The 24322-nt window shown below is 40.2% G+C and carries 32 protein-coding genes; 24 read left to right on the top strand and 8 right to left on the bottom strand.

Going from position 1 to position 24322, the window contains the following annotated elements; genetic code table 11:
• Positions 1 to 13: 13 nt before the first annotated feature.
• The gene (gene alr, locus Ga0466249_RS19630; RefSeq protein WP_215831180.1) at positions 14 to 1123 is read right to left on the bottom strand and encodes an alanine racemase; all 1110 of its coding nucleotides are present in this window, start codon (positions 1121 to 1123) and stop codon (positions 14 to 16) included.
• A 197-nt stretch (positions 1124 to 1320) separates the two neighbouring features.
• On the opposite strand from alr, the gene thiL reads away from it, so the two are divergent.
• From thiL to rimI, 4 genes are read left to right on the top strand one after another with little or no spacing between them, the layout of a single operon-like run.
• Entirely contained in the window at positions 1321 to 2313 is a 993-nt protein-coding gene (gene thiL / locus Ga0466249_RS19625) for a thiamine-phosphate kinase (protein ID WP_215831179.1), read from the top strand.
• 15 nt (positions 2314 to 2328) lie between these two features.
• Positions 2329 to 2802, top strand: a complete 474-nt coding sequence (gene tsaE / locus Ga0466249_RS19620) for a tRNA (adenosine(37)-N6)-threonylcarbamoyltransferase complex ATPase subunit type 1 TsaE (RefSeq protein ID WP_215831178.1) — start codon at positions 2329 to 2331, stop codon at positions 2800 to 2802.
• Positions 2789 to 3490, top strand: coding sequence for a tRNA (adenosine(37)-N6)-threonylcarbamoyltransferase complex dimerization subunit type 1 TsaB (gene tsaB / locus Ga0466249_RS19615; protein WP_246588908.1), 702 nt, complete (start codon positions 2789 to 2791; stop codon positions 3488 to 3490). Before tsaE ends, tsaB begins: the two co-directional genes overlap by 14 nt.
• Positions 3483 to 3956 (top strand): ribosomal protein S18-alanine N-acetyltransferase, encoded by a 474-nt coding sequence (gene rimI, locus Ga0466249_RS19610; RefSeq protein WP_215831176.1) that lies wholly within the window; start codon positions 3483 to 3485, stop codon positions 3954 to 3956. Before tsaB ends, rimI begins: the two co-directional genes overlap by 8 nt.
• Before the next feature lie 81 nt (positions 3957 to 4037).
• On the opposite strand, the gene Ga0466249_RS19605 is transcribed toward rimI, so the two are convergent.
• Entirely contained in the window at positions 4038 to 4238 is a 201-nt protein-coding gene (locus Ga0466249_RS19605; protein WP_215831175.1) for an alpha/beta-type small acid-soluble spore protein, read from the bottom strand.
• Between the two features lie 120 nt (positions 4239 to 4358).
• On the opposite strand from Ga0466249_RS19605, the gene tsaD reads away from it, so the two are divergent.
• The 9 genes from tsaD (at position 4359) to Ga0466249_RS19560 (ending at position 14657) form a co-directional block, all read left to right on the top strand.
• Positions 4359 to 5417 (top strand): tRNA (adenosine(37)-N6)-threonylcarbamoyltransferase complex transferase subunit TsaD, encoded by a 1059-nt coding sequence (tsaD, locus tag Ga0466249_RS19600; protein WP_215831223.1) that lies wholly within the window; start codon positions 4359 to 4361, stop codon positions 5415 to 5417.
• 66 nt (positions 5418 to 5483) lie between these two features.
• Entirely contained in the window at positions 5484 to 6908 is a 1425-nt protein-coding gene (locus Ga0466249_RS19595) for a sensor histidine kinase (RefSeq protein WP_215831174.1), read from the top strand.
• Between the two features lie 3 nt (positions 6909 to 6911).
• A complete protein-coding gene (locus Ga0466249_RS19590) occupies positions 6912 to 7487 on the top strand; it encodes an ANTAR domain-containing response regulator (RefSeq protein ID WP_215831173.1) in 576 nt (191 codons plus the stop codon).
• Between the two features lie 188 nt (positions 7488 to 7675).
• On the top strand, positions 7676 to 7960 hold the full coding sequence (groES, locus tag Ga0466249_RS19585) for a co-chaperone GroES (RefSeq protein ID WP_215831172.1): 285 nt from the start codon (positions 7676 to 7678) through the stop codon (positions 7958 to 7960).
• Between the two features lie 30 nt (positions 7961 to 7990).
• Complete coding sequence (gene groL, locus Ga0466249_RS19580; protein WP_215831171.1) at positions 7991 to 9643, top strand: chaperonin GroEL; 1653 nt, start codon at positions 7991 to 7993, stop codon at positions 9641 to 9643.
• 974 nt (positions 9644 to 10617) lie between these two features.
• The gene (locus Ga0466249_RS19575) at positions 10618 to 11739 is read left to right on the top strand and encodes a phage tail protein (RefSeq protein ID WP_215831170.1); all 1122 of its coding nucleotides are present in this window, start codon (positions 10618 to 10620) and stop codon (positions 11737 to 11739) included.
• A gap of 182 nt (positions 11740 to 11921) precedes the next feature.
• On the top strand, positions 11922 to 12608 hold the full coding sequence (locus tag Ga0466249_RS19570) for an outer membrane beta-barrel protein (RefSeq protein ID WP_215831169.1): 687 nt from the start codon (positions 11922 to 11924) through the stop codon (positions 12606 to 12608).
• 227 nt (positions 12609 to 12835) lie between these two features.
• Complete coding sequence (locus tag Ga0466249_RS19565; protein WP_215831168.1) at positions 12836 to 13558, top strand: DNA-methyltransferase; 723 nt, start codon at positions 12836 to 12838, stop codon at positions 13556 to 13558.
• Positions 13559 to 14459: 901 nt separating this feature from the next.
• Positions 14460 to 14657, top strand: a complete 198-nt coding sequence (locus Ga0466249_RS19560; RefSeq protein WP_215831167.1) for a hypothetical protein — start codon at positions 14460 to 14462, stop codon at positions 14655 to 14657.
• Between the two features lie 101 nt (positions 14658 to 14758).
• On the opposite strand, the gene Ga0466249_RS19555 is transcribed toward Ga0466249_RS19560, so the two are convergent.
• The 4 genes from Ga0466249_RS19555 to Ga0466249_RS19540 form a co-directional block, all read right to left on the bottom strand.
• Positions 14759 to 15709, bottom strand: a complete 951-nt coding sequence (locus Ga0466249_RS19555; protein WP_215831222.1) for a tripartite tricarboxylate transporter substrate binding protein — start codon at positions 15707 to 15709, stop codon at positions 14759 to 14761.
• A 241-nt stretch (positions 15710 to 15950) separates the two neighbouring features.
• Complete coding sequence (locus Ga0466249_RS19550; protein WP_215831166.1) at positions 15951 to 16109, bottom strand: hypothetical protein; 159 nt, start codon at positions 16107 to 16109, stop codon at positions 15951 to 15953.
• A 282-nt stretch (positions 16110 to 16391) separates the two neighbouring features.
• Positions 16392 to 16619, bottom strand: coding sequence for a tyrosine-type recombinase/integrase (locus Ga0466249_RS19545; RefSeq protein ID WP_215831165.1), 228 nt, complete (start codon positions 16617 to 16619; stop codon positions 16392 to 16394).
• A gap of 568 nt (positions 16620 to 17187) precedes the next feature.
• Entirely contained in the window at positions 17188 to 17649 is a 462-nt protein-coding gene (locus Ga0466249_RS19540; protein ID WP_246588902.1) for a CBO0543 family protein, read from the bottom strand.
• A 148-nt stretch (positions 17650 to 17797) separates the two neighbouring features.
• Here Ga0466249_RS19540 and Ga0466249_RS19535 point away from each other — a divergent pair, with 148 nt between their 5' ends.
• From Ga0466249_RS19535 to Ga0466249_RS27845, 6 genes are all read left to right on the top strand, one after another.
• Positions 17798 to 18094: a hypothetical protein gene (locus Ga0466249_RS19535; RefSeq protein ID WP_215831164.1), complete on the top strand. Its 297-nt coding sequence runs from the start codon at positions 17798 to 17800 to the stop codon at positions 18092 to 18094.
• A 309-nt stretch (positions 18095 to 18403) separates the two neighbouring features.
• Entirely contained in the window at positions 18404 to 18541 is a 138-nt protein-coding gene (locus Ga0466249_RS19530; RefSeq protein ID WP_215831163.1) for a hypothetical protein, read from the top strand.
• A 50-nt stretch (positions 18542 to 18591) separates the two neighbouring features.
• Positions 18592 to 18969, top strand: coding sequence for a VOC family protein (locus Ga0466249_RS19525; protein ID WP_215831162.1), 378 nt, complete (start codon positions 18592 to 18594; stop codon positions 18967 to 18969).
• A gap of 122 nt (positions 18970 to 19091) precedes the next feature.
• Positions 19092 to 19241 carry a Spo0E family sporulation regulatory protein-aspartic acid phosphatase gene (locus Ga0466249_RS19520; protein ID WP_215828977.1) on the top strand — a complete coding sequence of 50 codons (150 nt, stop codon included), beginning with the start codon at positions 19092 to 19094 and terminating at the stop codon, positions 19239 to 19241.
• Between the two features lie 92 nt (positions 19242 to 19333).
• Positions 19334 to 19582: a hypothetical protein gene (locus tag Ga0466249_RS19515; protein WP_215831161.1), complete on the top strand. Its 249-nt coding sequence runs from the start codon at positions 19334 to 19336 to the stop codon at positions 19580 to 19582.
• On the top strand, positions 19539 to 19730 hold the full coding sequence (locus Ga0466249_RS27845; RefSeq protein ID WP_376769312.1) for a DNA methyltransferase: 192 nt from the start codon (positions 19539 to 19541) through the stop codon (positions 19728 to 19730). Before Ga0466249_RS19515 ends, Ga0466249_RS27845 begins: the two co-directional genes overlap by 44 nt.
• A 27-nt stretch (positions 19731 to 19757) precedes the next feature.
• Here the strand turns inward: Ga0466249_RS27845 and Ga0466249_RS19505 are convergent, their stop codons facing one another.
• On the bottom strand, positions 19758 to 20144 hold the full coding sequence (locus Ga0466249_RS19505; protein ID WP_215831220.1) for a nitroreductase family protein: 387 nt from the start codon (positions 20142 to 20144) through the stop codon (positions 19758 to 19760).
• Between the two features lie 188 nt (positions 20145 to 20332).
• Between Ga0466249_RS19505 and Ga0466249_RS19500 the strand changes: the two genes are divergently transcribed.
• From Ga0466249_RS19500 to Ga0466249_RS19480, 5 genes are all read left to right on the top strand, one after another.
• Positions 20333 to 20575, top strand: a complete 243-nt coding sequence (locus Ga0466249_RS19500) for a hypothetical protein (protein WP_215831159.1) — start codon at positions 20333 to 20335, stop codon at positions 20573 to 20575.
• Positions 20576 to 20632: 57 nt separating this feature from the next.
• Positions 20633 to 21109, top strand: coding sequence for a DUF1003 domain-containing protein (locus Ga0466249_RS19495; RefSeq protein WP_215831158.1), 477 nt, complete (start codon positions 20633 to 20635; stop codon positions 21107 to 21109).
• A gap of 239 nt (positions 21110 to 21348) precedes the next feature.
• Positions 21349 to 21516: a hypothetical protein gene (locus Ga0466249_RS19490; RefSeq protein WP_215831157.1), complete on the top strand. Its 168-nt coding sequence runs from the start codon at positions 21349 to 21351 to the stop codon at positions 21514 to 21516.
• Positions 21517 to 21565: 49 nt separating this feature from the next.
• Positions 21566 to 22147, top strand: a complete 582-nt coding sequence (locus tag Ga0466249_RS19485) for a GH25 family lysozyme (protein WP_215831156.1) — start codon at positions 21566 to 21568, stop codon at positions 22145 to 22147.
• 440 nt (positions 22148 to 22587) lie between these two features.
• Entirely contained in the window at positions 22588 to 22950 is a 363-nt protein-coding gene (locus Ga0466249_RS19480) for a DsrE family protein (RefSeq protein WP_215831155.1), read from the top strand.
• Positions 22951 to 23309: 359 nt separating this feature from the next.
• On the opposite strand, the gene Ga0466249_RS19475 is transcribed toward Ga0466249_RS19480, so the two are convergent.
• Positions 23310 to 24260 carry a tripartite tricarboxylate transporter substrate binding protein gene (locus Ga0466249_RS19475; protein WP_215831219.1) on the bottom strand — a complete coding sequence of 317 codons (951 nt, stop codon included), beginning with the start codon at positions 24258 to 24260 and terminating at the stop codon, positions 23310 to 23312.
• Positions 24261 to 24322: the final 62 nt, after the last annotated feature.

Raw genomic sequence — 24322 nt, 5'->3', positions numbered from 1 at the left:
GGTTAACTCTATACTATATGTAAACACGCGGAACTCGTTTGCTTACGGCACAAACGAGTTCATAATGGATGGTTTGTGCCAAAGTGGCGAGTTCACCTGCCGTAATTTCTTCCGTACCTTGCCTGCCAAAGAGTACGGCTTCAGCGCCAATTTCTACTGGATGGTCTGGTCCCAGATCAACCATGATTTGATCCATGCAGATATTACCGACTTGCTGGCAGCGTCTGCCGCCGATTAGGACGGGAGCTTTATTGGACAGCAATCGATGATAGCCGTCGGCATAGCCAATAGGCAAAGTAGCAATATAGGTTGTGCGTGGCGAGCGGAAGGTTCGACCATAACCGATGGTTGTGCCAGCTGGTACTTGTTTTACATAGACCACTTTGGTTTTAAGTTCCATGACAGGTTTTAAGTCTAGTTTATGATGCATTTCGTTTGAGGGTTCCAGACCGTACAAGATAATGCCGGGACGTGAGTTATTGCAAATTGTGCAATCAAGATCGATAATACTGGCGCTATTGGCAAAAGAAATGAAGGGTAAAGAAATATTTTTGTCAGCAAGTTGTTTCAGGCCTTGTTGAAATAAGGCAATTTGTTGTTGGGCATGCTGTTTGTCCTTGCTGTCTGCTGTGGCTAGATGGGTAAAACAGCCACGCAGGTTGATCTCAGGAAAAGACAGGGCATATTCAGCATAGGTCGGGAGGTCTTGTGGTGCAAAGCCAATGCGATTCATCCCGGTATCAATTTTTAACATGACTCGGACCTTTTGGCCTTGGGTACGGGCTGTTTGTGCTAAATTATTGATCTGTTCAAATGTGCAGGCTGTTGCCGTGAGATCATACTGGATAATCTCCTTTGCATCCTCGGCAAAAGTGAGTCCAAGTAGTAAAATGGGAACGGTAAATCCTGCTTCTCGTAGTTCCATGCCTTCTTCCACGGTGGCAACAGCGAGGGCTGTTGCTCCGTTATCTAAAGCTACACGGCTGACTGCGACTGCACCGTGGCCATAAGCGTCCGCTTTGACAACAGCTGTCATGCCAATGGAAGTCGGCAGGTGATGACGAATCGCTTTGACATTGTGAGCGAGATGACCTAAATTTATTTGAGCAATAGTGGGTCTCATAATGATTTCTTCTCCTTTTGTACAGAATGATGATCGTGAAACGATCTGATTATTTATCAGTTTGCTGTAGTGTGGCTAGATTCCTGTTTAGCAGTGTAACTTTTTTTCAACAGTGGTATACTAGCCATGCAGGAAACAATTTGTCATAGCTGGAAATAGTAAATGGTTCAGCTTTTTTAGTCCATTGAGGTGGTAAAGTGAAAATAAAAAGTGTTGGGGAATTTGGATTAATTGATATACTAAAAGAAGATACCATTTATCATCCGGCGAATGTTGTCGTGGGCATTGGGGATGATGCGGCCGTTCTGCTTCCGACACCGCGCCATTTGCAACTTATGACGACAGATATGTTAGTGGAAAATGTCCATTTTACCATGAAAACAACGCTGCCTCAGCAGCTTGGTTATAAATCCATGGCTGTTAGTTTTAGTGATATTGCGGCTATGGGGGGAAAGCCTTGTCATGCAGTCGTTTCAATTGCTATTCCTCCTGAGACAGATGTGGATTTTATGATTAATTTATACCAGGGAATGAAGGAAATCTGCCGGGAATATGCAGTGAATATTGTGGGTGGTGACACGGTGTCTACGCATCACGAACTGGTGATTAATGTCACTGTGACAGGTGAAGTGGACGCGGCTCAGCTTGTGCGCCGAGCGGGGGCCCAAGTAGGCGACATTGTGGCTGTTACAGGGACTCTGGGGAATTCGAGTATGGGACTGGCTTTATTATCGAAGGGACAGTGGGAAGATTATCCTTTTGCCTGGCCTCTTGTGACGGCTCATCTTACGCCTAAGCCTCTCGTGGGTCCCGGTCAAAGACTCGGAAAAATGGGTGCAACAAGCATGAATGATATTAGTGACGGTTTGGCAAGTGAGATGAATGAAATTGCTTCTGCAAGTAAGGTAGGAGTTCGATTGGAACAAACGAAGCTGCCTTTGTCGAAAGAATTGCTGGAGGCTACAGAACGCATTGATTTGTCAGCCCTTGATTGTGCGCTTTATGGTGGTGAAGATTATCAGCTTGTATTTACGATGAATCCGGCTGATTTTTCTTGTCTGACAGAGGAAAGCGTGGGATGTGCTTTTACAGCGATTGGTGAAGTGGTGGAAGGAGAAGAAGTGATTTTGCTTGACAAGGAAGGTCAGTCTTCGGTGCTGAAGCCACGGGGATTCAATCATTTTTGTTAGGATGTAGGAGGATTTATGTTTTCTTTACAGAGTTTTTCAGAACAGGATACGACCCAAATAGCCGTTTTGCTTGCACCGCTACTAAAAGATGGCGATGTGATTGCTTTAATGGGCGATCTCGGGGCAGGTAAAACTTTTTTTTCACAGCAATTAGTTCAGGCTTTGGGGATTGAAGAGGATGTGACAAGCCCGACCTTTACTTTGCTCCAAATTTATGATGGCAAAATCCCTGTTCATCATTTTGATCTTTATCGGCTGGAAGATGCACAGGAACTTGATGAAATTGGCTTTTATGAGTATACGAGTTATGGTATTTCACTGATTGAATGGGCTGATAAATTTGGCACGGAACTGCCTGACGAATATTTATCGCTCACGATGAAACGCAGTAGTGGGATTCTAGAACGATTGTTAGTATTTGAGCCCCATGGTAGGCGCTATGAGGCGATTTGTGAGGAGTTGATGCGTCTTGTTAATGCTGTCTCTTGATACAGCAACGCTTGTCTCGACAGTTGCTCTTGCAACAGAAGATAAGCTCATTGCCGAATTCACTCTTCAAACGACGAAGACGCATTCCGAAAAGCTTATGCCTACGATTGACATGCTTTGCCAGTTTGCCGGGTTTCAAGCCAGCGATGTTGAGGCCATTGCAGTAAGCACGGGTCCTGGTTCATTTACAGGACTCAGAATTGGCATGGCTACGGCTAAAGCCTTGAGCTATGCCAATTCATTGCCTTTAATCGGTGTTCCGACATTGATGGGTTTGGCCTATAATTTTAGTAGTTCTTCCTGCCTGATTGTCCCTGTCCTTGATGCGCAAAAAGGCAATGTTTATCATGCTTCTTATCGTTTTGAACGGGGGAATCTTAAGGAAATACAAGCTGTGAATGTTATGAAAGCTGCTGAACTTCGTCATGAGCTTGAGGAGCTTGGGCAACAAGTCATTTTAGTAGGGGAATCGACTTCGCTTGTCATGGAAGGTGCTGAAGAAACAACCTTGCTGCATGTGGCTGAGCCTCATTTACTTATGCCGCGGGCAGCGAGTATTGCTCAGGCGGCGTTTAAACTTTTTGAAGCGGGACAGGTGGCGGATGCTATGACACTTACGCCTGTTTATGTTCGCCGTTCTGAAGCGGAAGTGCTGTGGGAACAACGGCAGAGTTGCTGTCATGAATGAACTGAAGGTGAGGCACATGCTGGCAAAAGATATTGATGATGTTGTTGTTATTGAATCTCATTCGTTTGCAGCGCCTTGGTCTCGTGAGGCCTTTGAGGCCGAAATTATGACAAATAAGCTTGCCCGTTATCTTGTCGTCCAGACAGAGGGTACTGTCGTGGCCTATGCGGGTATGTGGATGATCTTTGACGAAGCTCATGTTACGAATGTGGCTGTACTGCCCAAATATCGCGGGCAAGGCATTGGTAAACAACTCATGGCATCTCTTATTCTTTATGCTCAGCAGCAAGGGGCGGAGCGGATGACACTTGAGGTACGTGCGTCCAATGAAATCGCTCAAAATATGTATCGGCAATTCGGTTTTACTGCTAAAGGTATTCGACCACGTTATTACACCGAAAGTAATGAAGATGCTCTTATTATGTGGTTGGATATAAAAAAAGCCACTTTCGTGGCTGAAGGGTGATTGCTCTATAAAATATTCAGCACTTTCCTGTTTTGTGCTGGTGGTGAAAAAATAAAAGGGCGGAAAAACCGCCCTAGGTGTTTACCGGAGAGTTTGTTCGTAGTTCTCGATCATCTTACGAACCATGTGGCCACCGACACGACCGCAATCGGCGGAAGTCATTGTAGCCCAGCCCGAAGAACGTACGCGCTCAGCTACACCTAACTCAGAAGCAATTTCCATTTTCATTTGATCTAAGGCGTTTTCGGCAGCGGGAGTCACTGGTTTACGTGAGCGTGCCATAGTTAAAACCTCCTTTCGTGGACGATCTTGTTTTTCTGTCCACTCTTAATTTGTCTGATTTTTGTGCATAACATACGTGATTTTAGAAGGAAACTACTGGGGGCATTTTTCTTGATAAATTTGGATAACAACATACATTCGACTTTGGTTCTTGGTCTTGAAACAAGCTGTGATGAAACCTCGGCTGCCGTCGTTCGAGACGGTCGGACCATCCTTTCGAACGTCATTTCCTCACAGGTTCCTGTTCACCAAAAATTTGGCGGTGTTGTACCTGAAATTGCATCCCGCAAACATATTGAACAGGTCGTTCCTGTGATTGATCAGGCACTAAGAGAAGCTCAGGTGACACTAGATGAAATATCCGCTATTGGCGTTACCTATGGACCTGGTTTGGTAGGGGCTCTCCTTGTCGGTGTGGCGGCAGCCAAAGCTTTGGCTTTTGCGAAAAGGCTGCCCCTTGTCGGTGTTCATCATCTGGAAGGCCATATTTTTGCCAATCTCCTTACGCATCCTGATTTAGAACCGCCGTTTCTGGCGCTTGTTGTGTCAGGCGGGCACACCTCGCTAGTGAAGGTAGCCTCTTATAATGAGTTTTTGTTGATTGGTCAAACACGCGATGATGCAGCAGGGGAGGCTTTTGATAAGATAGCACGCGTCATGGGGTTGCCTTATCCCGGCGGTCCCCATATTGATCGGCTTGCAGCCGAGGGTGATTCGGCTGCTATCCATTTTCCACGGGCCTTAACAGGCCATGGCAGTTATGAATTTAGTTTTAGTGGTCTGAAATCGGCTGTGCTCAACTATTTAAATTCAGCGAGGCAAAAGGGAGAAGCCATCGTTCATGCCGATGTGGCAGCGAGTTTTCAAGCGGCTATTGTGGATGTTTTAGTCGAAAAAACGTTGCAAGCAGCACAGGAGTACGATCTTAAAAAGGTCGTTTTGGCTGGTGGTGTGGCAGCGAATTCATCACTTCGTAGCCATCTGGCTAATGCACTTGCTATCCAGAATATTCAGTTCTATTATCCGCAAACGGTGCTTTGTACGGATAATGCTGCTATGGTGGCCTGTCGGGCTCATTATCAGTTTTTAGCTGGTAAAATCTCTTCTTTATCATTAAATGCTCGCCCGACGATGCGTCTTGGCCAATCTTTTAATGAAAAAAACAATAATCTTTACTAATTTACAAGGATATTTTCTTCTTGTGTTGAATCATAGAGTATTTATATAGCACAAGGGAGGCAACCTATGGGCGTTATCGGTGATATTTGTCGTAAAGTTACTGGACTCAGTACGGAACAAATTGAACAGCTCGAACAGCTGGCTGTTTTGCTTGGCATCGCTGCTGATTTGTCGCATGCCCAAATCACTGTGTATACTAAGACAAAGTCCAAGCATTTTTTGGCGATTGTTGCTCAGGTGAGGCCTAATACAAGCTTTATTGAGTATCGCCCCCACCTTTTAGGAACAACGGTTAGGGCGACGGAAGAGCCACTTGTCTGGCGTACAATGACGTGTGGCGAACATATTTCGGGTCAAAGAGAATGGGAAATCGGTATGGATGTGCTCGAAATGGAGACTCATGCGATTCGCGATAAAGCGGGTACCGTGATTGCTGTGGTCAGTTTTGAGGCCAGTCATGAAGAGGCTCGTGCTGGGGCCCACCCTGTTTTGGTTGAAATGGCCTTTTTGTTATTGTCTACGAGTCGCGCTAAAATGGAAAATATTTTTAGACGGCTCAATGCGCGGGATGGTATTATTATTGTAGGGGAAAGTGGTCATGTCGTTTTTTCCAATGCTGTTGCTGCAAGTATCTACAAGGTTCTTGGCGTGGGGCGTGTCGTGGGACGGCGTGTGTCAGACAGGCGCAGTCATATGAAAGTGGTACAAAAGGCGATTGCTCACGGAGTGGCTCAGGAACTGGAGATTGAAACAGGCGACTTTGTTTTTAATCAACGTGCCATTCCAGTTGTTGTCGATGAAAAAGTGATTCGTACCTTGTTTATTGTCAGTGATGTTACGGAGATTAAGAAAAAGGAAAAAGAATTGCTCATTAAGTCGGCTGTTATTCAGGAAATTCATCATCGCGTCAAAAATAATCTGCAAACTATTGCCAGTCTATTGAGTTTGCAGGCTAGGCGATCTTCTTCAGCCGATGTAAAGGCTTCTCTGAAAGAATGTATTAATCGTATTTTAAGTATTTCTGTCATTCATGAGTTTTTATCACAACAGGATGTGGAAACAATCAATGTGGCTGAAGTAGCCAAAAACATCTTAGATTCGGTTATTCAAAATATGATGGAACCAGATTTTAATATTCAAACGGTATTTAACGGTGAAACAGTTATCCTTCCTTCTGATTGCGCAACAAGTTTAGCTTTGGCTATTAATGAACTTATTCAAAATTCTATTGAGCATGGTTTTGTTGGCAGGCGAGAGGGCATTATTGGTATTGATATTCGATCTTTATCTGATTGTTATCAAATAGAAATATTTGATAATGGCATTGGCTTACCACCGGGCTTTGATGCGCATAGTTTAAAAAGTCTTGGCATTCAAATTATTACGACACTCATTGAATCGGATTTGTCAGGAAAATTTGAATTAAAATCGGATGGTGGAACACGGGCGATTATTACGATACCTCATATGACAGAGGGAGAAGGAGGCTGAGAAATGGAACTGTTAAAAATCGTTATCGCAGATAATGAATCCATTATTCGTATGGATTTAAAGGAACTATTAGAAGAAGCCGGTCATGATGTAGTCGGTGAGGCGTCAGATGGACTCCACGCCGTTGAACTGGTGCGTAAAACTCGCCCTGATTTGGTGATTATGGATATTAAAATGCCTAAGATGGACGGGATTGCGGCGGCCCGAATTATTGCGAATGAAAAATTAGCACCTGTACTGCTTCTTACGGCCTTTAGTCAGAAGGAAATTGTTGAGAAAGCCAAAGAATCAGGTGTTTTAGCTTACCTTGTGAAACCAATTAAAGAGGCAAATTTATTTCCAGCCATGGAAATTGCTTTGTCGCGATTTAAAGAAATTAGCGATTTAGAACATGAATTGGAAGATGTAAAAAACTCGTTAGAAATGCGTAAACTTTTGGATCGGGCTAAAGGCATTTTGATGGATGCGTATCAATTAAGCGAAGGGGAAGCTTATCGGCGAATTCAGCAATATAGTATGGCGAAGCGGAAGTCGATTCGGGAAGTGGCAGAAGCCATTGTAAATTCAGCAAAAAAATGACGATAGAACGGTTGCCTAACGGTTTTTTAGTTGGGTAGCCGTTTATTTTTTAAATTTAATTCGTTTTTTTATGGAAAAGACTTGATTTTTGTTCCAAAATTATATATCATAATCTATGTAATTAGCACTCCTCTAAAGTGAGTGCTAACAAAAAAGATACAACATTCATTAAGGGAGGTAATTTTTCCATGATTAAGCCATTAGGCGACAGAGTCGTAATTAAAGCTTTAGAAGCGGAGCAAAAAACCAAGAGCGGAATCGTTCTTCCGGATACTGTTAAGGAGAAACCACAGGAAGGCGAAATCGTTGCTGTAGGTGCTGGTAAAGTAATGGAGAATGGTCAAAGAGTAGCCCTTGAAGTAAAAGTTGGCGATAAAGTTCTGTTCTCGAAATATGCTGGAACTGAAGTAAAAGTGAATGACAAAGATTATCTTGTATTGAGTGAAAGAGATATCCTGGCAATTGTAGGCTAATATCATACGAAATTAAGGGAGGTTACATAAATGGCTAAACAAATTGTTTTTGATGAGGAAGCGCGCCGCGCTCTTGAAAGAGGCGTCAATGCTCTTGCAAATGCTGTAAAGGTAACACTTGGACCTAAGGGTCGTAATGTTGTTTTGGATAAAAAATTTGGTGCACCAACAATTACGAATGATGGTGTAACCATTGCTCGTGATATTGATTTAGAAGATCCATTTGAGAATATGGGTGCTCAATTAGTAAAAGAAGTTGCAACAAAAACAAATGATGTTGCTGGTGATGGTACTACGACAGCAACTCTTTTGGCACAAGCTATGATTCATGAAGGTATGCGCAATGTTGCTGCTGGTGCTAACCCGATGATCTTGAAAAAAGGTATTAAAAAAGCAGTCGATGCTTTAGTAGAGGATATTAAAAAATCTGCTAAAAAAGTAGAAACAAAAGATGCTATTGCACAGGTAGCTTCTATTTCTGCCGGCGATGAAGAAATCGGCAATTTGATTGCTGAAGCAATGGAAAAAGTCGGCAACGATGGTGTTATTACTGTTGAAGAATCGAAGACAATGGGAACGGACCTCGATGTTGTAGAAGGCATGCAGTTTGACCGCGGCTATATTTCCCCTTACATGGTAACGGATACAGATAAGATGGAAGCCGTGTTAAATGATCCTTATATTTTGATTACAGACCGTAAAATTGGTGCTATTGCTGATTTGCTGCCTATCCTTGAAAAAGTTGTTCAACAAGGTAAGGAATTACTTGTTATTGCTGAAGACGTTGAAGGTGAAGCACTGGCAACGATTGTTGTTAATAAACTTCGTGGTACCTTCCGCGCTGTTGCTGTAAAAGCTCCTGGCTTTGGTGATCGTCGGAAAGCAATGCTTGAAGATATTGCCATCTTAACAGGCGGTGCTGTGATTACAGAAGATTTGGGTCGCAAACTGGACAGCGTTACGCTGGAAGATTTGGGTCATGCCCGTCAAGTTCGTGTTTCGAAAGAAGAAACAACGATTGTTGATGGTGCAGGCTCTAAGAGCGATATTGATGCTCGTACGGCACAAATCAGAAGCCACATTGAAGAATCCACTTCTGATTTTGATAAAGAAAAACTGCAAGAACGTTTGGCTAAATTGTCCGGCGGCGTAGCAGTTATTCAAGTCGGTGCAGCTACTGAAGTTGAACTGAAAGAAAAGAAACTGCGTATTGAAGATGCTTTAAATGCAACACGCGCAGCTGTTGAAGAAGGCATTGTTGCTGGTGGCGGTACGACTTTCATCGATATTTTGCCTGTACTTGATACAATTAGTGCAGCAGGCGATGAAAAAACAGGCGTAGAGATTGTAAAACGTGCAATTGAAGAACCTGTTCGTCAGATTGCTAATAATGCAGGCCTAGAAGGTTCTGTCGTTGTCGAAAACGTGAAGAAAGCAGGAAAAGGCATCGGCTTTAATGCCTTGACTGAAGAATACATTGATATGATTGCTGCTGGTATTGTTGACCCAGCTAAAGTGACGCGTTCTGCTCTGCAGAATGCAGCAAGTATTGCATCCCTTGTTTTGACAACGGAAACACTTGTTGCAGATAAACCAGAAAAAGATAACGGTGCTGCTGCTGCCGCTGCTATGGGCGGTATGGGTGGCATGGGCGGTATGGGCGGTATGGGCGGCATGATGTAATCTGCTCCCACGAACCTAGTAACTACACGGTTTTTAGCCATGAAAGACCGTAATGTTACCATTTTGTTACCGAAATAAGCAAAAAAAATTAGAGGTTGTCCATAAGTTCACCGAACTTTTGGGCGGCCTCTTTTTTCATATCTTTTGTAACGTGCAGATAAACCTTTCTTGTAGTATCATCGTAAGAATGTCCTAGCCGTTCCATTATTTCTTCCAGACCAACACCGGCTTCTGCTAATAGAGAAGTGTGTGTGTCGCAAACTATGAGGTGTAAGAGAATTATCAAGTTCCGCTATTTTTAATAATCTTGCCATTCTTATCTCAATAAGTTTTACATAAATCGGATAACCAGGATAACGTTCAACAAAAAAACAAAATCTTTATTATGCCATCTATCTCGATTCAACATTTTAAATTTGTTTTGTTTAGAACGATGTATTTCCGATTCTTTAATTGTCTTTTCGGTTACGTTTATTATTCTTCTTGACGCTTTCGTTTTAGGAGGCTGCAATTCATATTTTAGAATATTGTTATTGGGGTTATAGTATGTTCTGGATACGTTGAAAGTCGTGTTAAATACAGCTGTATGGAATATGATTAAAAAGAAACAGTGATATGTTAATCATGAAAATATTGAAAGTTGTTTTGAATCACAAACGGATCATATCGATGTAGCCGAAGTAGTTGAAATAAAGCTATTACGGCAGAGACTTTGTAAGGTATTGAGAGAGTTGTCAATTAAGCAGCGGCAAGCGATAATAAAACAATAATTTTAGGATACAGCCTGACGGAATATGCCCACGAATTGGGGGTTACACCGCAGGCTGTATTTAATTTAAAAAAATGTGGTCTAGCTCGTTTAAAAAATCAGCTTGAAAGAATGTATATATGTGAAAGCTGATATACAGGATACACACAACTAAAATAAGAGATCCTTGGTTATGTCGATTTCAAAAAAATTTGGAGGTAATAAAATGGCAACAGTAGGAGATCAATTAACGGCGCCGGAGGCCGGGTGGAAAAGATATAACGATACAGATACTAATATATGCTACATTGGTAGTTGGGGAAGAATGACAAGTTTGAATAACTTTTGGAATGGCGATGATCATGTCGTTGACGCTCCTAACGGAAAATCCATAAAATTGAGATTTATGGGGAGCAAAATAAGATTAATCGATCAGAGACATACGAATCGCTGCTCAAGTTTGCAAGCAATAATTGATGGGACAGCTTACGACTTTTCCGAGAATGGGAAACCACAGTGTCAAACAATTGTGTTTGAAAAGTTAGGGTTAGATAATACTATTCATATGGTAGAATTCACTTCAAAAGTTCAATCTAGTGGTGATTTTTGTATTGATGCAATTGATATTGACGATACGGGGGAATTATTGCCGATTCTAGATGATCCTAGTAACCTAATTGCAATCGCAGGAGATTCCCAAGTAGCTCTCTCATGGACAGCAGTAACTGGTGCAACTGGTTACAACGTCAAACGTTCTACTACAGCAGGCGGCCCGTATACGACCGTAGGTGCAAACGTATCAACTAATAGCTATTTAGATACAACGGTAACAAACGGCACTACATACTATTATGTGGTAACTGCCGTAAGTGCTGATAGTGAAAGCTGTAATTCCAATGAAGCGTCAGCAACACCGGAAGGTGAAAATCTGCTTAGAATTACAATGAACGATTCCAGTGAGCGGGAATACGAAGTAAATACGACTGAGTTTAATAGCTTTCTTGCATGGTTTAACCGTGCTATTGGTACTGGAACCAGCTACTATTCTTTTGATAAAACGGTTGGTAAGCAAAGTAGTACAGAATATCTGGTTTTTGACAAAATTATTAGCTTTAAAACGACGACAATTGATGGACAAGTAGTTTTAAAAATCATTATGAGCGATTCCAGTGAACGAGAGTATAAAGTTTCTTCGACCAATGATTTTGTGAACTGGCATAATCGGACTGTTGCACCTTGCAGTACAGGCACTACACACTATGAGTTTACCGATGGGGTGGATGGAAGTACAGAGTATCTGTCCTTCGATAAAATTATCAGCTTTGAAGTTATGCCGCTTACAAGATAAAATTTTAATACCGCCTGGTAGCTTAGTGCTGCTGGACGGCATTTTTTTAATTTTGAAAGAAGCGCCTTTGATGCTTTGACTAAAACATATTAGGTCTTAAGTAGGCATTTTTAGATTATGGTAGGAAACGTTTCCCTTTTTATCGAAGAATGCTTACAATACGCAAAAATGGGGGAATTTACATGAAAAAGAAAGTTCTAGCAGCACTTGCAGCACTATCCTTAGTTTCTTCAGTCGGGTTTGCAAGTCCACTGACAGATTATTCCGCAGGTAAAACTGCAATTGATTTAAATTTAAGAAGTTCTGATGTAAAGGACAATGAATATTCCTTAGGCAAAAAATCTAACTTGGATTGGGGTGTTACAACAGGTTTAGGCAATAAACTTGCTATCCAGTATAATGGATACAATGCTAAATCAAAAGATACAGTATACACTAGTAATGCGTATGAGACTAACAGAATGAATTGCGAACTTAAAATCCAAGAGTTTAATGTATTGTACAAATTAGACAGGAATGTGTCTGTATATACTGGCCTCGTTACGCTTAAGGCCTCTAGTCTCGAAAACGACAATGTCGGTGGCGTAGATATACCGTACCCTTATTCAAGCAATACAAAAAAGAAAATGCAATTTGGATTAGTTGGTAGTACTAAAATAGCTGACAAAACTAGTGCTTATGCATCAGTGGGTGTGGCTTCGGATTATACTAATTGGAAAATAGGCGTATCTCAGGAGATTGCTCCTAATCTTGAGCTTAATGTAGATTATCGCAGACTTCAGGCCAAAAAAATGACTTTTGATAATGGTGGTGGAGGTGATGAAATAACAGTTAAAGGTATTGGTTATGGAATCACTTATAAATTTTAATTGTTAATAAAATCGAATATTTCTGTAATGGAAGAGTGTAAAGTATGTTTGCAATAAATTGTTTGTAAATTACTGTACGAATTAATCTCTCAAGTTTAGACAACTCGGTGAATTAGCAAGACCCTCAATCGGTTTATTCCGGGTGGGGGTCTTCTTTTTACTTTGACTAAAACGAACATACGTTCTATAATGAAGATGCGTTTTAAACTAATATTAGGAGGAATTCAATGAACCAATATCTCAATAAAATTATCCAAGGCGATTCTCTAGAAATTTTGCGGCAACTACCCAGCAACTTTGTTGACGCTGTTATAACAGACCCACCTTATTCGTCAGGAGGAATGACATTATCTCAAAAAAATCAGGACCCGATAAAGAAGTATGAACAAACAAATAACAAAATTGTTCATCGTGCGACCTTTTTCGGTGATAACAAAGATACGCGCTCATGGCTTCACTGGTGCATTTTATGGATCTCAGAGTGGCATCGTATTCTAAAACCTGGCGGATACTTTCTTATGTTTTCAGATTGGCGGCAGTTGCCTACGGCCACAGATGCCTTGCAAATGGGGGAATTAGCTTGGCGTGGTATTGTTGCCTGGGATAAGACGGAAGGCTCAAGGGCGCCACACAAAGGCTATTTCAGGCATCAATGTGAATACATAGTTTGGGGAACAAAAGGTGGTTGTCCTAAAGCGGTGCATGGCGGACCATGGCCAGGGTGCTACAGGTTTCCAATTAAGCAATCGGATAAGTTTCATTTAACTGGGAAGCCGACGCCACTCATGGAAAAGCTAGTGTCGATTGTTCCAGAAGGCAGCATTATTTTAGATCCGTTCGCCGGATCGGGGACAACACTGGTGGCTGCTAAGAATACTGGTAGGCAGTTTATTGGAATTGAAAAAGGAAAAGAATATGCTGCAGTTGCAGAAACACGTTTAAGTGCATAAAAATTAGTCCTTATCCTGGTCTTTTCTTGCGGCCGGGATAGGAACTTTTTTTGTTTGTCCCTTATAAATGTCCCTTACGGCGTGTTTTAAGGGACAATAACCTGCTTAAAACTGCTAAAATATCTAATAAGTAAAATAATGTAAAGCTAGATGGACAGTTGATAATAAAGGGACGGGCGGCACATAAAAAGTCATAATTAAATGTAAACTAGGCAATAACATTAGACTCGCATTCAAAAGGTCAGGGGTTCGATTCCCCTCGTCTCCACCAGTAAATTCATGGCTTTGCAGCGATGCAGAGCCTTTTAATATTTATATGTCCCCAAATTAGTCTTCTGGACCGTTTTTGATGGACAAGAAAATTTTTTTAGTACCGCTTATGTTGTCACTACCTTCGATACTTGTTTTTCATATATTGGGTACATGAGGAAAGTCACGAAGGGAACGTCAAGAACGTGAAATGCGTTGTTATGAGCATGAAAGTGACACGCGAGAAATTGTAGCTGGTGTATTGGCTACATATTTGGTTCGGCAAATAGCGCAAGTCCCTCAATCGGATGATTCCGGTTGGGGGCTTTGTCATAATTTCGTCATATTTATTTGATATTGTTATAGCCAAGCTGATCCGGTCACTTATTGGCTGGATACAACGTCTCCAAATTTTCTCCGTTTGCTCTCTCGTATCTCAGCGAGGGAGCCATTTTTATTTGTAATATATTTACATGGTGAGATTTTAAGGTTGCTTTCTGTAACTTTATATATATTTTTTTCTTTAAGAGCAAGTTTATAAAAATAGTAAAAAAGTCTCACTTTCTCACTATTGACATTTATTTGCATATAGAATAAGGTTACTGTGTAGTGTGAGCTGCCGGAATAAGCAGAGAGGAAGCGTAACGATAACATGAGTGTAACTTATAAATTTATGCGTTATCGCCAAGAAAGTGAGATAGAGCTTGAAGATTTAGAAGGAGCTATGAAAACTGCTCTTTACCATCATAAGAGCGGTGAAGCTTCAGGATGTGAAATCAAAGACGGTGATAAAATTTATACCAATAAAGACATGTTGGAATATTTTTATACGCATGGTTGGTTGAGATAATAATCAGCATACCAGCAGCGAAGTAAGAGCCTCACTCGTTTGAGTGAGGCTCTTTTCATTGACATGTGATACCTGGGGAGGGAGGCTTTTGTTAGTTTTATCTATTGCTTTTGAGACTTAATTAGGTCTAAAATGCCTGTTTCTTGTAGGGCTTTAGTTAATTCTCGTCTGTCGGTTAGCCATCTTTCTTCTGATTCTTTAGGACCTAAATATTCATATTGTAGGCCTAGGTTTTCAACGCTTTTTTTGAATTCAGGGTCGGTAATTATTTTTTTTAATTCTTCAGCTAATGCGTCTTTTATTGCCATTGGTGTCTCTTTTGGTACTGCTATTCCATAACGACTATTATAAAAAATATTTATTCCTTGTTCTTGAAATGTCTTAGCATCTGCAAGAATGGGATCAGTTAGATGCTTTTTACTAGCAACTGCTAATATTTTAATTGTTCCATTCTGAACAAAATTTTTGACTGAACCTGGATTTAAGATTGCAACTTGAATATGTCCTCCTAATAAAGCCGATATTACTTCTGGTGCACCTTGGAAAGGAACTTGATTCATAGTAATATTGGTTTCTTTACAAAAAGTTTCACCGACAATATGGCCAAGCGATCCGATGCCGCTGTGACCAAACTTTACTTGTCCTGGATGCTGTTTAGCATAACTAATAAGATCATTAACGGATTGCCATGGCTGATCAGCTTTAACAAACATGACAAACGGGGTAGCTGTAATTTGAGCTAGTGGATCCAATGCGGTTGCGTAATCATATTTGGTGGAAACAAAGAGAGGTTGTAAAAGCAATTCACAACTCGAAATACCAATCGTATAGCCATCTGGATTAGAGGCAGACAGTTCATTCCAAGCAATAGTACCTGTTCCTCCAGGTCTGTTGACGACAATTATTGGTTGATGTAAATATTTCAAGGATAATTTTTCTAAAATTCTGGCGATTAAATCCGTAGGTGATCCAGCACTCCAGGGGATAAGAATTGTAATAGGCTTATTCGGATATTTTTCAATCTTAGGCGTAATTACTTTTGTACTTTCCATGCTTGTACATCCTCCAATCATTATTGAAATAAGCAAAAAGGCTATCAACAAAAATAACGGTTTTTGTCGCACATAAACACCTCCTAACTTCCAAAATACTACATTTAATAGGAAAATCCTGCAATTAAATGTAAATTGATGTACAATATTGTGTATTTATGGTTATAAAAATAAAATTACACAACATTTCTGGCTACACAAAAGAAGCCTCCAACTATTTTGCTGGAGGCTGTGAATATCGTTAATGATTATTTTTGAATATCATATCGGCTCTCTCATATACTTTCTTACTGCAGAGTCCACACGACTCCACCATGGCTATGGCAACATCAATCACTTCGAGTTCACCATGATCATACTTGTCCATGACGGATATAAATTGTTTTTCAACTTCGTTCATTTAGCTTGTCTCCCTTTTTAAATGCGGTAACAAAAATGCTAATGTTACCGCGATGTTACCGCATTTAAGGAACTAATATAAAAGCAATCAAATATTTCGTTAATTTGTATTTCAAAAACTGATATTTCCGCTCTTAAATAAATTAACCTTCCTATTATAATAAGTTTCCGATAGGGGCGGCATGATGTAATCTGCTCCCGCGAACCTAGTAAAATAGGGGATTCTAGCCATGGGATAACACCTATTGCTCACATTTTGACCACATAAAACATAAAAAATTTTTTAGAGGTTTTTCATGAGGTTGTTAAACTTCTGAGAAGCCTCTTTTTTCATTGATTGAGTAACATGTAAATAAACTCTTTTAGTCGTATCATCATCGGAGTGACCAAGGCGTTCCATGATTTCATATAAACCAACTCCGGCTTCTGCCAAAAGGAAAGTATGAGTGTGTCTCAATGAATGCGGTGTCAGTGCTTGATTTAATTCACTTAGCATTAGCAGTCTTGTCATTCTCAGTTCGACTTTTTTTTTAGCGTGGATACCCCTGGCTATCTTCTTCACGGAAAGAATGGTAAGTAACATTTTTCAAGTTAAAATATCTACTGTAAGCATTAATTTATTATACAAATTATACCATGAGTAAAGTTTTACGTGAAAACTATTGTATGCGGGAAAAACGTAGGGAGCGTCATTGAACATAGAAAAAGCCAGGACCTGCTAAGCCCTGGTTTAACAAATGAATTTTCAGATAATATTTACCAATCATCAATTATTATTTGATTAAAGCTGTTTACTAAATATGCCACTAATAACATTGACAATAAGATAAATATAGCGGATTTTGCGCAATGACAATGGATTAGCTGTTTCATTAGAACCGCTCCTTTTGGATATTAGCAAGTATAAGTTACCCGATGAATCGGCTTTTATATGGAAAAGCCAGAGTTATATATCCGGCAAGAAAATAACTCTGGCTGTCCATTAGGTAAATACGGAGTGGCTAGCGGGCAACTAGCCGTATATATGATACCCGGAGACAAAAATATTATGCGGGGAGGGAGATGTAAGCAGAAATTAATTAGTGAGGCTCCTCATCTTTATAAAACCATTTGTGAAATGAATACCAAATATACCAACTAATTAGCCACAAAATATAAGAGCAATACCAATCGTACCCATTGTGATAAGTAATTATGCCGGTATATCTTTCGGTCAGATATTCAATCCCTGTTAAAATTGTTGTCCAAAGGAAAGCCCACTTGATTCTAGACATAGGAGAGTATTTTACCCAAAACATAGCTAGAACTGGCACAACAACTACATTTGCAGTAAAAGAAATGTCTCTTACACCAGGTAAAACTCTAACTGGGAATTCCCACAAGATAAGATAATTTGCAACATAGCAAAGAATATTTGCATAAAGACTGGCAAATAATCCAACAGGAATAAATCGTTTTAATTCTTTGCGAGCCACTATTACCGCAATTATAGCGATCAGTATAATTATGTATTGTATCAATAGTTGAATCTGAATAAACATAAGATCATCCTTTAGCAAGAGATGCATTTAGAATATTTAGTTTAGATAATTAAGGCGAAGAAGCCAAGGTCTAGCAGCAGAGATACTTACGTTTATAGGATAATCCGGCAAGGCAAATATTATGTGGGAGGGGTTAGTAGGACCGGAAGTGAAAAATTACAGGCCAGGAAAATATGGATTACCTTTTAATGGCGGATACGTGATTGCCATAGCTGACTTGGTTGATTGTCTTAAAGTTATCGGTAAGGTTTCGTTAAAAATAGGTGACAAAAAACAGGTAATAACGGTTTTAGAAAATCAGGTAAGGATTACGGGAAATGAATATGAATTCGGCGACTATAGCATTGGTCGTTATGCTTGGATACTAGACAACGTTCAGCAGATTCAGCCAGTGCCAGCAAAAGGGCAGCAACGACTTTGGAATTGGGTGAAATGCCCGAAATAGAAAAACCCAGGACCTGCTAGGCCCTGGTTGGAGAGAGAAGTGAAAATCATATACGCACTATTATGATGTCCGAGCAATCGGGCTTTTATGCTTGGAAAAGTCAGAGTTTTATATCCGGTAAGAAAATAACTCTGGCTGTCCGCCGATATTTTGACCGGGTATAAATCAGACGTGGCCATAAAGGATACAGCCTATAAACGGGCACTGGCTAAGGCAATTATCAATGGGCGCATAGATAAGGTACTATTGAAGGAGTTTTTTTGTTAAAGATGAATACTTCTCTTATACAAATCATGGGGAGGAATATCAATGGCTAACTGTAACGAAGAAAATTGTACCTGTCCTAAAACTACTTGTGAAAGGCATGGTAAGTGCTGCGAATGCATTAATTTCCATCGCACTTTGGAAGACAAAGTATTTTGCATGCGTGGTCAAGAAAGTAAATAATACTAGCCATCCGTAATGGGAGGCTTTTTTATAGAAGAGGAGTGAATGAAATGTACAAAGTAGCACATATTGGATTGGTAGTGAAAGATGCAGACAAATCAAGTTCATTTTATCAGCAGATTCTGAACTGTGAGGTGGTAAATTCCTATCAAGATGAGCGGCTTAAGTTGATTTTCCTCAATTCTGGTGGGCAAATTATTGAATTGGTGCAGCATTTACAAGGAAGCACGCCGGAGCAGCGCTTAGCCGGAGTAGTAGACCACATTGCCTTCGAGGTAGATGATGTCTCCGTTGAAATGGAAAGGCTACGCGTTGCCGGGGTTATGCCCTTGTCTGATAAGCCGTGGTCTTTGGGGAGAAGCTTGAAGAACTTCTTCTGTCTTGGGCCTGATGGAGAGCGACTGGAATTTATGCAGGGGACGCTATAAAGATTCGCATAGTGTAAAATATTCGGGTGAATCGTCCTTCAGAGCGGTTTTCTTTATGTAATAAAAATAACTGTTCCATGGTATAATAAGCCTAATACTGTTAAGAAAGCAGGGTACAGTTTATGTACAATGAAGAGTTATGGGAAGAAGTTGAGTACCTAAAAGGAAAGCTCAGTGAAGTTGTTAGTAAAAAAGGTATTGATTCACCTGAGGCGATTCGAGCGAGCCAAGCATTTAGAAATAAGATGAAAGAATATAGCGATTTAAAGTAAGTCATTGAGAGCCATTGGGGCTCTTTTCTTTTTGCCAAATCGGAGGTAAGAGCCATGGTCAATCTGTGAGCATAGGGGGAGTGTTGAAATGAGTGTTATGGCTGATAATGTTCAGGGAAGGCGACTTTGATCCAGCTGCAGCAGTTGCTGAGATAAAAGAATCAATCACAAAGCCCGGTGATGTATGGCAGCTTGGACGCCATCGGCTAATGTGTGGCGATGCGACAATTATCACCGACGTTGAAAAACTAATGGATGGAAGCCTGGCATCTATGATATTTACGGACCCGCCGTATAATGTCGCTTATGAAGGTGGTTCAGCTGAGAAGCATTGTACTTGACCTGTTTGGTGGATCGGGAAGTACGCGGATGGCTGCCGAGCAAAATGGGAGAGCGTGTTTGGCGGTGGAGCTTGATCCGGTATATTGTGATGTGATAATACGGCGATGGGAAGCGTTCACTGGCCTGAAAGCAGCGTTAATAGCGTGAAAATGCGGACTACTGGCCGCAAAGGAATTAGTAATTTTCGTACGATACTATATCTTTTAAAGACTTTCGGGCTGTATTGTGCCGATCAGGTGATGAAGCATTACCTGCAGCATAACCTACGGCCAATATGTTAATTGGTTCAATATTATCTGGCAAATTAAATTCCTGCTTAATTACTTTTGGATCAAAGTTGCATATCCATACGGTTCCAAGTCCAAGTTCCGTTGCTTGTAACATCATATGGTCAGTGACTATGCTTGCATCAATATCTACGATGGTTTTACTGTCATATGATCTTATCCATGCTGCATTATGATCACCACATATAATAATGGCTAGTGGTGCTCCATAGATATTTGCCCCTTTTTTTAGTTTATCAAATCCTGATTTCTCCTTATCTGTAGTTGATTTTATTGGTTCCGTTCAGATTCGATTTGGTCTAGAATACTAGTTTCATATACCGCCTTAGTTAACATTTGGTTGTCTAGTAACCACTTTTTTTCTGAGTCTTCAACGCCTAAATAATTATATTGCAGGCCCATGGATTCGATATTTCTTTTGAATTCAGGAGTAGTAATGCATTTGCAAAAATAGGATTAGTCATGCGTTCTTCACCTGCAACTGCCAAGACTTTAATCATTCCGCTTTTGAGATATTCATTGGCTGAAGCTGGATTAACTATCGCAATAGATGCACAGTTAAACGGAAATCTTAAGATAGCATTGTTGCAGTTCGAACAAAAATGTCAGCAGAATGGAACGAAAAATTATCAGCATTGCAAGGCGCGTAGGCGTCTATTTTTTGTTTGGGGTGATTATATGCCGAGGGAACCTTGTCGTGAATAGGCGCTTATTCTTATTTATAGTATTATAATGACTATAAGATATCGAGGAGGCGACAAAATGGATTTTGTAAAGCAAGGTCCTGCGGCTAAGTACAGCCATGAGGGCGATGAACCGATAAACGTTAATATGGCATTTGGAGAACAAATAAGTTTTGGCCAAAGATCAGCGGATGTAGTAGCAAGAATAGTTGGAAGTTGGGCGTTCATTATTTTTCAAAGTATTGCATTGTTGATATGGATGGCAGCGAACATTTTTTTAGCTTACCAATATGAAACTAATCCAACTTATTTTAATGCGTGGGACCCGTATCCTTTTATATTGCTTAATTTACTATTGAGCTTTGAAGCTGCATACACAGGTCCAATCATTATGATGAGTCAAAACAGGCAAAATGCGAAAGACAGACTCGCAGCTGAACTTGATTTTGAGGTCAATAAAAAATCTGAAGAAGAAATTAAAGTAATTATGGATCATTTGGTGTACCAGGATAAGTTAATCTTGAAAATCATCGAGAAACAGGAGATAACCAAATGAGTGGACCAGAAATTAATGTTATCGGTCAAAGTTAGATGATATGAAAGAGTTTATGAATGACCGCATGAATCGTTTAGAGTTAAAAGTAGATGGTAAATGTGAAAATTGTCCTACGTCAATAGCTTTTAAAGAACGGTCACGAAGCCAATGGTGGCACATAAAAACAATAGAATATGTATTAGGAACCGCCCTGCTGACAATAGCAGGGTATCTTTATCACACGAAATAGGAGGGGCATAGTGAAAAACAAATTTATACGTTTTTGTAACTGGGCGCAGGCTAATTGGCTTGCGCTTATCATATTTATGGTTATAATCATGCTTTGCTTTGTTACAGGGCTTGCCGGTGTTGTAGCTTTGGCCAAAGCCGCATGGGCTCAGCAGATAATCAGTTTAATTCAGAGCTAGGAAAGCCAATTTCTGAGCAAACAGGAAAAATTATAAGGGGGGATATGAAATGAAAGGTATTGATGTAAGTTATCACAATGGCGTAGTAGATTGGCAATCCGTAATCGGTGCTGGATATGAATTTGTTATAATCCGTCTTGGTTATGGCAATCGTCATCTTGACGAAAAATTTGTAGATAATGTAAACGGAGCATTAGAGGCTGGTTTAAAGACCGGCGTGTACTATTACAGCTATGCGCTTGATGTAGAAGCTGCTAAAGCAGAAGCGCAATTTGTGCAAGAAGTTTTGCAAAGTAATTGTATAAATCCTGAATTGGGTATTTGGTTTGACATGGAGGATGCAGACGGGTACAAGGAACGTCATGGAATGCCAGAAAATCAAACTATCACGGATATGTGCTCAGCTTTTATTTGCATGCTGAACGAAGCAGGATATCAGTATGTCGGGATTTATGCTTCCTATTCATGGCTGACCGGTGTAATTGATATCGCACAGTTAGCTGATTATGTACCGTACTGGAATGCACAATGGGGCAATTGCAATGATTTTCCGTGCGCTAGAATGTGGCAGTTTACGGACAGTCTTAATGTTAATGGGCAGACATTTGATGGGAATGAATATTACGAATAAGAACAAAAGGCGGCTCAAGCGAGTCGCCTATGTACGTTTTTCTACATTTCATCTTTAATGATAACATCGTCCACGTCAATTTCACGAATGGATGTAGGAGTTTTGGAAGTTTGCAGTTTAAAATTCTTAGTATTATTGGTCGGATTGTAATATGTCTTAGGCACTGTTTATGTAGTAGTGGAACTTATTTCAAGACATTTTTAAAGAAAAATGGTTATTACAGTTCCCTTTTTTAATACATTACAGCGATAGCCACTCACACGAGGACTAACTGATTTTCTTTTTGTTCGGGCGGTGGTTGCCATGAACTGCCGCCAATAAGATTACAGGCTGCTCAGATGAGTGGCCTTTTTATATTTGCAGGAAAATCATTTCCTTTGACGAAGTCTGTTGGAAGAATAGAAAAAGCACTATCTTTTCACATACATGGAGGTAATATCATGGATGATAGCATTGCACAACCGGGAAATAATGAAATTTATATTCTATGGAAGAGTGGAGACAAGGAAGTTGCTTTGAGTATGGCGTTTATGTATGCGTTTAATTCTAAGACCAAGGGATGGTGGGATGAAGTAACGTTGATTGTATGGGGCCCCTCGGCAAAACTTCTGGCTACTGATGATGAAATACAGGGGCGGGTTTGTCAAATGATAGATGCTGGAGTTCATGTTACTGCTTGTATAGCCTGCGCGCAGATGTACGGTGTAGTAGAAATTTTAAAAAATCTAGGAATTGATGTAAGGCCTATGGGGATTCCGCTTACCGAGCTATTCAAGTCGGGTAAGAATGTACTTTCCGTATAATCTTAAAGAAATTATAACTAAGCGTCTTTCGGGGCGCTTTTCTTATGGATGCCAAAGTCGTGTAAAATATGTCAAGAATTATGCCAGAACCGAAAGGCTCTTTTATTACATAACCGGATCATATCGATGTAGTCGAAGTAGTTGAACGAAAGCTATTACCCCAGAGATTTTGTAAGGTATTGAGCGAGTTGTCAATATGAATTTACCGATGGGGTGGACGGAAGTACAGAGTATCTGTCCTTCGATAAAATTATCAGCTTTGAAGTTATGCCGCTTATAAAATAAAATTTTAATGCCAACTGGTGATTAATAAAAGCCTCACTCAATTGAGTGGGGCTGTGTGGTTTCCGCTAGTTTGTCTATTGTCTTTGAGATTTGATTAAGTCTAAAATGCCTGTTTCTTGTATTATGTTAGACAATTTTACACGATCTGTTAGCCAACGATTTGCCGAGTCTTCAGAGTTTAAATATTTAGGTTCAAGACCTAATTTTTCCATGCTATTTATAGTTTCAGGTTCAGTAAGAATCGTTTTTAATTCCTCTGCCAGTTTTAATTTTATATTGTTAGGCGTTTCTTTAGGAAGTGCTAGTCCATACCAATTACTAAAAGTTACATTTAGACCCTGTTCTTTGAATGTAGGTACATTTGCGAAGAGGGGATCAGTCATTCGCTGATTATTCGCAACCGCTAATACACGTATTGTGCCAATTTTAACATACTCTTTAATAGTCATAGGATTTGTCATAATGAATTGAACATGTTTGCCAAGTAAAGCGGCTACAATTTCACCGTTCCCGTTAAAGGGGACTTGACTAATGTTGATATTAGCAGCTTTACCAAACATTTCACCTGTAATATGCGTATTGGAACCAATTCCACCATGAGCAAATTTTAACTGATAAGGATGGTCTTTCGCATATTGAATTAAATCGCTAAGATTTTGCCATGGTTGATCAGATAGTATGGCTAAAACGCTAGTTGAAGTTGCAACTTGCGCTATCGGGTCAAGAGCTGTAGGATAATCAGTTTTAGTGGAGTCATAAAGCGGCTTCAATAATAATTCATTTGTTGAAATACCGATTGTGTACCCATCAGGGGCGGCATTTGTAAGCTCATTCCAGCCAATTGTACCTGCTCCGCCGGGTTTGTTCACTATAATTATTGGTTGACCTAAATGGGAAGTCAATGATTTTTCTAGTGCTCTAGCTACTAAATCAGTGCCGCCACCAGCGCTGTAAGGAACAATAAGAGTAATTGGCCTATTCGGATATTTCTCTACCTTTGGTGTAATAACTTTTTCACTCTCCATATTTGCACATCCTCCAATCATAATTGAAATTAGTAATAAACAGGATACAAATAACGATTTTT

The sequence above is a fragment of the Pelorhabdus rhamnosifermentans genome (assembly GCF_018835585.1).
GTDB classification, from domain to species: Bacteria; Bacillota; Negativicutes; order UMGS1260; family UMGS1260; genus Pelorhabdus; species Pelorhabdus rhamnosifermentans.
The sequence above is the reverse complement of the archived record's forward strand: the minus strand, read 5'-3'. Positions and strand labels throughout refer to the sequence as shown.